This is a genomic window from Rhodosalinus sp. (assembly GCF_046542825.1).
GTDB lineage: Bacteria > Pseudomonadota > Alphaproteobacteria > Rhodobacterales > Rhodobacteraceae > Rhodosalinus.
This window is the reverse complement of record NZ_JBKHAQ010000123.1, coordinates 1-8039: the sequence shown is the minus strand read 5'-3', so window position 1 is coordinate 8039 and position 8039 is coordinate 1. Positions and strand designations below refer to the sequence as shown.

At 68.4% G+C, this 8039-nt stretch carries 6 protein-coding genes; 4 read left to right on the top strand and 2 right to left on the bottom strand.

The annotated features are described in order from the left end of the window. Positions 1-177 precede the first annotated feature (177 nt). Complete coding sequence (locus ACLFOB_RS13110; RefSeq protein WP_410917916.1) at positions 178-810, bottom strand: hypothetical protein; 633 nt, start codon at positions 808-810, stop codon at positions 178-180. 124 nt (positions 811-934) lie between these two features. Between ACLFOB_RS13110 and ACLFOB_RS13105 the strand changes: the two genes are divergently transcribed. Beyond that, positions 935-2302 (top strand): cytochrome P450, encoded by a 1368-nt coding sequence (locus ACLFOB_RS13105; RefSeq protein ID WP_410926360.1) that lies wholly within the window; start codon positions 935-937, stop codon positions 2300-2302. A 151-nt stretch (positions 2303-2453) separates the two neighbouring features. Here ACLFOB_RS13105 and ACLFOB_RS13100 read toward each other — a convergent pair whose 3' ends face one another. Beyond that, positions 2454-4055, bottom strand: coding sequence for an ABC transporter substrate-binding protein (locus ACLFOB_RS13100; protein ID WP_410926359.1), 1602 nt, complete (start codon positions 4053-4055; stop codon positions 2454-2456). Between the two features lie 275 nt (positions 4056-4330). Here ACLFOB_RS13100 and ACLFOB_RS13095 point away from each other — a divergent pair, with 275 nt between their 5' ends. Genes ACLFOB_RS13095 through ACLFOB_RS13085 form a run of 3 tightly spaced genes read left to right on the top strand, consistent with a single transcriptional unit; the run spans position 4331 to position 7885 of the window. Beyond that, entirely contained in the window at positions 4331-5311 is a 981-nt protein-coding gene (locus ACLFOB_RS13095) for an ABC transporter permease (RefSeq protein WP_410917919.1), read from the top strand. Next, the gene (locus ACLFOB_RS13090; protein ID WP_410926358.1) at positions 5308-6228 is read left to right on the top strand and encodes an ABC transporter permease; all 921 of its coding nucleotides are present in this window, start codon (positions 5308-5310) and stop codon (positions 6226-6228) included. Before ACLFOB_RS13095 ends, ACLFOB_RS13090 begins: the two co-directional genes overlap by 4 nt. After that, positions 6218-7885, top strand: coding sequence for an ABC transporter ATP-binding protein (locus ACLFOB_RS13085; protein ID WP_410926357.1), 1668 nt, complete (start codon positions 6218-6220; stop codon positions 7883-7885). Before ACLFOB_RS13090 ends, ACLFOB_RS13085 begins: the two co-directional genes overlap by 11 nt. Positions 7886-8039 lie beyond the last annotated feature (154 nt).

Sequence of the window (8039 nt, the reverse complement as noted above, 5' to 3'; positions counted from 1 at the left end):
GATCGTCCCGATGTTCACATGCGGCTTGCTGCGTTCGAACTTTGCCTTTGCCATCGCTTCTCAGGCGCCTCGCGGTTCGGGGGCCTCGGAGCGGCCCGGGTTGCACATCGCGCGTCCCAATATTGAGTCGTCTTGGGAAAATCAAGCGGCAGGCGGCGGCGCCCGGACGCCGGCCGCTCACTCGGCCGCGGCGACCTCTGCCGGTGGCGTTTCGGCCTGCGCGCGCGCCGCATCTGCCGCCGCCTGCGGGGCGCGGCGGCGGTTCGCCCCGCGTCCACCGAACCAGCCCTCCCAGCGGTTCTGCCGCACCAGCCAGCGCTCGATCTGCTTGGCCGCCGAGATCGCGAGGTTCTCGATCTGCCGCTCGCGCGTCTGCGTGAGGCCGGAGCCCACGACCGTCTCGCCCGAAAGCGCCTCGGTCACCGTCACGACCTCGGGCTCGGGGTTGAGCTTGGCCTGCGCGGCGTCGTCCCAGACCGTGAGGCGCACGATCAGCGCCGAGCGCGGGCTCGCCACCACCGGCAGGCCCGGCTGTGCCAGGACATAGCCCTCGACACTGATGCCGAAGTTGTAGAAGCGCTCGCCCTCGTATCGGCCAAAGCGGTCCTCGACCGCCTTTGTCACGGCCGCGATCCACTCTTCCTCGCTGGCCTCGCGCGACAGCGGCCCCTTCGTGAGGTTGGGCGCAACGACAATGTTGTGCCCCAGCCGGAAATCGCCAAGCGGCACCGGCGCCTCGTCCAGATCCTCTGCCGTGCCGCAGGCTGCAAGCAGGGCGCAGAGCCCCAGAAAGGCGGCGAAGCGGACCATGGGCCTCTCCCGGCGTCGACGGCAGGCATCCGCATAACCGAGCGGGTCGGGCGACGCAATCCGGCGGCCGCGCGCATTGCCTGTTCGGGGCGCGCGGCTATCTTTCACCACAAGGAGGCCGCACATGAAGGACCACGCCACGACCCAGCCGTCGCTGCCCGTCCGGGTGCCGCTTGTGACGCAGCCGATGACGATGCTGCAAAGCCTTGCCGCGGCGCGCCGCAACATCCTGTCGATCATTCCCGAGATCGCGACGCGCCAGCCCATCGTCTCGGGCCGGACCGGCACGCGCTGGCACATGGTGATGGACCCCGACGCGCTGCGGCGCATCCTGCTGGAACGCCTCGACGACTATCCGAAGTCGAGCGTCACCAAGAACCTGCTGCGCCCCGCGATCGGCGAAAGCCTCTTCATCGCGGAGGGGGCCGAGTGGCGGTGGCAGCGGCGCGCGGCCGCCCCGGCCTTCACGCATCGCAACGTCCTGGGCCTGGCTCCGGTGATGACGGCCGCGGCGGAACGGGCCGCCGAACGCGTCGCGGCCTCGGGCCCCGCCGCCATCGACATGCTGGAAGAGATGGTCGCCACCACCTTCGACGTGATCTCGGACGTGACCTTTTCGGGCGACGAGGGCTTCGCCCGGCAGCGGGTCCACGCAGCGATCGATCACTACATCGCCGAGGCCGGGCGCATCTCGCTGCTCGACATGCTGGGGTTTCCCGAATGGGTGCCGCGCCCCGGCCGGATGATTTCGGGCGGCGCCGTGCGCGACATGAAGTCCGTGGCAGACAAGTCGATCGCGGCGCGCGCGGCGCGTGGCCCCGCGGGCGTTCCCGACCTGCTCGATCTGCTGCTGGAGGCGGAGGATCCCGAGACGGGGCGCGCCATGTCGGCCGGCGAACTGCGCGACAACCTGCTCGCCTTCATCGTGGCGGGGCACGAGACCACGGCGCTGACGCTGGCCTGGTCGCTCTACCTCTGCGCCTTCGACCAGCAGGTGCAGGACCGGGCGCGCGACGAGGCGCAGGCGGTGCTGGGCGATCGCGCCTGCACCGGCGAGGATGTCGAGAAGCTGCCCTTCGTCCGCCAGATCTGCGAGGAGGCGCTGCGCCTCTACCCGCCGGCGGGCGTGGTCTCGCGCACGGCCCGCGCGGCGGACACGCTCTGCGGCCGCGAGATCCGTCCCGGTGACACGGTCATGATCCCGATCTACGCGCTGCACCGGAACCGCCTGCTGTGGGACGCCCCCGACGCCTTCCGTCCCGACCGTTTCGCCGACCGCAAGGCGATTCCGCGCTACGCCTGGCTGCCCTTCGGCGACGGGCCGCGGATCTGCATCGGGGCCAGCTTCGCGATCCAGGAGGCGGTCATCATCCTGGCCACCCTGCTCGCGCGGTTCCGCTTCGCGCCGGTGCCCGGCCGGGCACCGGAGCCGGTGATGATCCTGACGCTCCGCCCCGACGGCGGCGTCTGGCTCCTGGCAGAGGCGGCCTGACCGGACGCCACCACCCTGGCGCGGACTCGGCTCCTTTCGCCCCGGCGGCACGAAGCCCGCGCCCGTCACATCGCGGTGTCGATCGCGCCGCCCCGGAAAACGAACGCGCCGCCCCGAAGGGCGGCGCGCCGAGCGTCCGGGGATCGCGGGATCAGGCCATCCACCAGCGCTGGCTGGCCTTCGCGCCGTCGAATTCCCAGTTGGCGGCAACGTTCTCTGCGTGGGCAAGCTCGTTCGAGACACCCATGATGTAGTTGGCGAACATCGGCACCAGCGCACCGCCGTCGTCGTGGATCAGGCGCTGCGCCTCGAAGTAGAGTTCGCCGCGCTTCTGCTCGTCGAGCTCGGCGCGCGCCTCGTCCACGATCCCGTTGAACTTCTGCGCGGCTTCCGAGTCGCGCCAGTCGGTGTCGTTCCACTCGGTGTCGTCCACATAGGCCGAGGAGAACATCCAGTCCGCCGTCGGCCGGCCGCCCCAGTAGCAGGCGCACCAGGCCTTCTTGTTCCAGACGTTGGACCAGTAGCCGTCCGAGGGCTCGCGCACCACCTCGACGGTGATGCCCGCCTCGGCCGCAGAGGCCGCGACAAGCTGCGCCGCATCCACCGCACCGGCAAAGGCCGCGTCGGAGGCCGACAGCTGGATCGGCCCGCTGTGCCCGGACTTCTCGTAGTGGTAGCGCGCCTTGTCGGCGTCGAACTCACGCTGGGGCAGATCGCTCGCCTGGAAGGGCACCGCCGGGGAGAGCGGGTGGTCGTTGCCGATCGTGCCGTAGCCCATCAGGATCTTGTCGACCAGTTCCTGCCGCTTGACGGCAAGCTTGAGCGCCATGCGCAGGTCGTAATTGTCGAAGGGCGCCATGGTGACGCGCATCGGGAAGGTATAGTGCAGATACCCCGTCTTCTCGAGCAGCGAGATGTTGGGCGCACGGCCCAGCAGATTGGCGGTCTTGGGATCGACCCGGTCGATCAGCTGCACCGAGCCGTTCATCAGCGCGTTCTGCCGCGCCGTCGGGTCGACGATCGACAGGATCTCGACCGAGTCGAACCAGGCCGCATCGTCCCGGTGATAGTTTTCGTTCCGCGTGCCGATCACCCGCACCCCCGCCTCGAAGGTTTCGAGCTGGTAGGGGCCGGTGCCGATGCCGGCCTGCGGATCGACCTGCCCGCCGTCCGACGGCATCATGAGCAGGTGATAGTCCGACAGGATGAAGGGGAAGTCGGCATTGCCCGACGCCAGCGTCACGACCAGCGTGTTGCCGTCTGCGGACATCTCCTCGACATCGGCAAGCAGGCCCTTGGCCGCCGACTTGCTGTCCTCGCCCCGGTGGATGTTGAGCGAGGCGATCACGTCGTCGACAGTCATCGTCTTGCCGTTGTGGAAGGTGACGCCCTGCTTCAGCGGGAAGCGCCATGTCTTCGCATCGGGCGTGGCCTCCCACCCCTCGACAAGGTCGCCGCGCAGGGTGCCGTCGGGCGCCACCTCGGTCAGCGAGTTGCCCCAGAGATAGCCGGTGTTCGTCATGAACCCGTTTTCATAGGTCGCGGGGTCGAGGCTGTCGGTGGTCGAGCCGTGGCCCATGCCGAAGCGCGCATCGCCGCCGCGCCTGGGCGTCGCCGCCTGAACGCGGTCGGCCATCGTGAGCGCGGTGGGCAGGACGACGCCAGCCGAGAGCACGGAAGCGACGAAATCCCGCCGCGACAGGCGCCCCTGTCGCAACAGTTTGCGCTGACGCTCGATGAACTTTTCCTTCATGTCGGATCCCTCCCGTCGAGTTCCCTGGAGTGGCGTTTCCGCGGGGAACGCCGATGATCCGAACCTACAAGTCCTGCCCGCAAAGGCCCACCAAAAACTTCATGTGGCGGTTGCAGGTGTTTTTCTTTGAAATCCGGGACTGCCCTCGCCTATGATTGGGGGGTGGGTCCGGGCTGGCAACAAGCCCTAGTCGGCGCAGCGGTTTCGTGAGGTCCCGGGATGGCCCGGCCGCGCGCTCCGGCCTGCGGGAGCACGGGAAGAAAGGGACAGACAGGATGCATCCGGTGCTTCGCACGGTGCTTCAGCGCCTCGCGCTGGGGGTCCTGACGCTTTTCATCGTCTCGATCATCATCTTCGCATCCGTTCAGATGCTGCCGGGCGACTTCGCCGAGGCCGTGCTGGGCCAGGCCGCGACGCAGGAGACGGTTGCCGCCTTCCGCCGCGAGCTTGGCCTCGATCAGCCGCCGGTCATCCGATACTTCGACTGGATCGGCGCGCTGGCGCAGGGGGACCTTGGCACCTCCTTCTCGGGGCGCGCGGCTTCCGGCGTTGACCGGTCGCGTCCGGTGGCCGATCTGGTCGGGCCGCGCCTTGCCAACACGCTGTTCCTTGCCGGCATGACGGCGGTCATCGCGGTGCCTCTGGCGCTCTTCCTGGGCATCACCGCGGCACTCAAGCGCAACAGCTTCTACGACAAGGCCGTCAGCACCTCCACGCTGACGACGATCTCCTTCCCGGAGTTCTTCGTCGCCTACATCCTGATCCTGCTGCTCGGCACGCTCTGGCCGGTCTTCCCCAGCCTCGCCGACGTCAGCCGCGACATGGCCTTCTGGGACCGTGTCCATACCACCGCCCTGCCCGCGCTCACGCTGACGCTGGTGATCGTGGCGCACATGATGCGGATGACGCGGGCGGCGATCATCAACCTGCTGGCCTCGCCCTACATCGAGATGGCGCGCCTGAAGGGAGAGCCGCCGCGCCGCGTGATCCTGCGCCACGCGCTGCCCAACGCCTGGGCGCCCATCGCGGCGGTGATCGCCTTCAACCTCGCCTATCTGGTGGTCGGCGTCGTGGTGGTCGAGGTGGTCTTCGTCTATCCCGGCATCGGACAGCTCATGGTCGATGCGGTCAGCTCGCGCGATATCCCCGTGGTGCAGATCTGCGCGCTGATCTTCGCGGCGACCTACATCCTTCTCAACCTGACGGCCGACATCATCGGCATCGTCACCAACCCCCGGCTGCTTAATCCCAAATGACCGACCGGACCGAAGGCTATTCGGCCGCCGCCGAGGTGGGCCAGTTCAGAACCCGCCGCAGCTGGCGGCAGCGGGCGTGGATCGAGCTGAAGAAGGCGCCGCCAACGGCGATCTTCGGCCTGATCGTGATCCTGGGCTACATCGTCGTCGCGCTCTTCGCGCCCTGGCTTGCGCCCTACGGCGAGGCTGAGGTGGTCGGGCAGTCCTATGCCCCCTGGAGCGCCGAGCACCGGCTGGGCACCGATCAGATCGGGCGCGACGTCCTCACCCGCCTGATCTACGGGGCGCGCAACACCATAGGGATCGCCTTCGTCACCACGGCTCTCGCCTTCGCGATCGGGGTCTCGCTGGGCCTGATCGCGGCGATCAACCGCGCGTGGCTCGACCAGGTGATCAGCCGCGGGGTGGACGTTCTGATGGCGATCCCGTCGCTCATCTTCGCGCTGATGCTGCTGTCGATCTTCGGCTCCTCGGCGCTGTCGCTGATCCTGATCATCGCGGTGCTCGATTCCACGCGCGTCTTTCGCCTGACCCGCTCGGTCGCGGTGGGCGTGGTGGTGATGGACTACGTCGAGGCAGCGCAGCTGCGCGGCGAGGGCCTGGGCTGGATCATGCGGCGCGAGATCCTGCCGAACATCCTGCCGCCGCTGGTGGCCGAATTCGGCCTGCGCTTCTGCTTCGTGTTTCTGACCATCGCCGCGCTCTCCTTCCTGGGCGTGGGCATCCAGCCGCCCACGGCAGACTGGGGCACCATGGTGCGGGAGACCGCGAACCTGATCCAGTTCGCGCGCTTCGACCTGAAGGCGGGGCTCACGCCCCTGATGCCGGCCGCGGCCATCGCGCTGCTGACGGTGGCGGTGAACTTCGTGGTGGACTGGTTCCTGCACAAGACAAGCGGGCTGCGCGATGAACACTGAGCTTCCCGACGTGACGGGCGCCAAGGCGACCCCGGCCCCGAAACCGCAGCGCAGGCCGCTGCTGGACATCCGCGGCCTGAAGATCGAGGGCTTCGCCGACGAGAAATGGAACCCGATCATCAAGGGCGTGGACCTGACCCTGCAGAAGGGCGAGGTGCTGGGCCTGATCGGCGAATCCGGCGCGGGCAAGTCCACCCTGGGCCTTGCCGCGATGGGCTTCGCGCGCGCCGGCGTGCGCATTTCCGGCGGCTCGGTGACCTTCGACGGCATGGACCTGCTGGCCATGCCCGAGTGGAAGCGCCGCAAGCTCTGGGGCACGCGCATGACCTATGTCGCGCAGTCGGCGGCGGCCGCCTTCAACCCGGCGCACCGGTTGATCGACCAGACGGTCGCGGCGGCCGTGCGCGAAGGGCTCAAATCCGAATCCGAGGCGATCGCCGACGCGAAGGCGCTCTATGCCCAGCTTCAGCTTCCCGACCCCGAGCATATCGGGTGGCGCTATCCCCACCAGGTCTCCGGCGGGCAGCTTCAGCGCGTGATGACCGCCATGGCGATGTCCGGGCGCCCCGATCTGATCGTCTTCGACGAGCCCACCACCGCGCTCGACGTGACCACGCAGGTCGAGGTGCTGATGTCCATGCGCAAGATCGTCGAGGAGTTCGACACCGCGGCGATCTACATCACCCACGACCTCGCCGTCGTCGCGCAGATGGCCGACCGCATCAAGGTGCTGCGCTACGGCGAAGAGGTGGAAGAGGCCGAGACCCGCGAGATGCTCGCGCACCCGAAACAGGACTATACCAAGAGCCTCTGGTCCGTCCGCAGCCTGCGCAAACAGGCCACCCCGTCCGACGACGTGGTGCTGCGCGCGCAGGGAATCGACGCGGCCTACGGCAACAAGGTGCAGGTGCTGCACGACGTGAGCATCGACCTGCCCCGCGGGCGCACCGTGGCCATCGTGGGCGAAAGCGGCTCGGGCAAGTCCACCATGGCGAAGGTCATCACCGGCCTGCTGCCGCCCGCGCGCGGCGAGATCGCCTTCGAGGGCGCGCCGCTGCCGCCCCGGCTAAGGGACCGGAGCAAGGATCAGCTTCGGCGCATCCAGATGATCTACCAGATGGCCGACACCGCCATGAACCCGCGCCAGACCGTGGGCGAGATCATCGGCCGCCCGCTCGCCTTCTACCACGGGCTGAAGGGCCGCGCGCTGGAGCGCCGCACCGTCGAACTGCTGGAGCAGATCGAACTCGACGCGGGCTTTTACGACCGGCTGCCGTCCGAACTGTCTGGCGGGCAGAAGCAGCGCATCTGCATCGCCCGCGCGCTTGCCGCCGAGCCGGAGGTGATCCTCTGCGACGAGGTCACCTCGGCGCTGGACCAGATCGTGCAGGAGGGCATCCTCAAGCTGCTCATGCGGCTCCAGAAGGAAAAGGGCATCGCCTATCTCTTCATCACCCACGACATTGCCACGGTCGAGGCGATCTCTGACGAGATCGTGGTGATGTATCAGGGCCGCGTGGTGGAACAGGGGCTCAAGGACCGGATCCTCTCGCCGCCCCACCCCGCCTACACCGAGCTTCTTCTGTCCTCGGTGCCGGAGATGGACCCCGACTGGCTGACGAAGCTGATGGAGGAACGGGGGCTGCGGCCGTCCTGACACCGGACCCGGCCGCAGGTCTGCGACACGGGGTATTTGTGGACCATTGAAACACGAAGGGGCGGCGCACCGTTCTTTCAATGGTCCCCAAATACCCGCCGCGCAGCGCGCGCCCCGAATGGGGCGCGTCAGGGCGCCCGCACCACCCAGGGCG

Coding starts and splice junctions, on each gene's coding strand:
- ACLFOB_RS13105 (WP_410926360.1), top strand. CDS start 935: ATGAAGGACCACGCCACGACCCAGCCGTCGCTGCCCGTCCGGGTGCCG.
- ACLFOB_RS13095 (WP_410917919.1), top strand. CDS start 4,331: ATGCATCCGGTGCTTCGCACGGTGCTTCAGCGCCTCGCGCTGGGGGTC.
- ACLFOB_RS13110 (WP_410917916.1), bottom strand. CDS start 810: ATGGTCCGCTTCGCCGCCTTTCTGGGGCTCTGCGCCCTGCTTGCAGCC.
- ACLFOB_RS13090 (WP_410926358.1), top strand. CDS start 5,308: ATGACCGACCGGACCGAAGGCTATTCGGCCGCCGCCGAGGTGGGCCAG.
- ACLFOB_RS13085 (WP_410926357.1), top strand. CDS start 6,218: ATGAACACTGAGCTTCCCGACGTGACGGGCGCCAAGGCGACCCCGGCC.
- ACLFOB_RS13100 (WP_410926359.1), bottom strand. CDS start 4,055: ATGAAGGAAAAGTTCATCGAGCGTCAGCGCAAACTGTTGCGACAGGGG.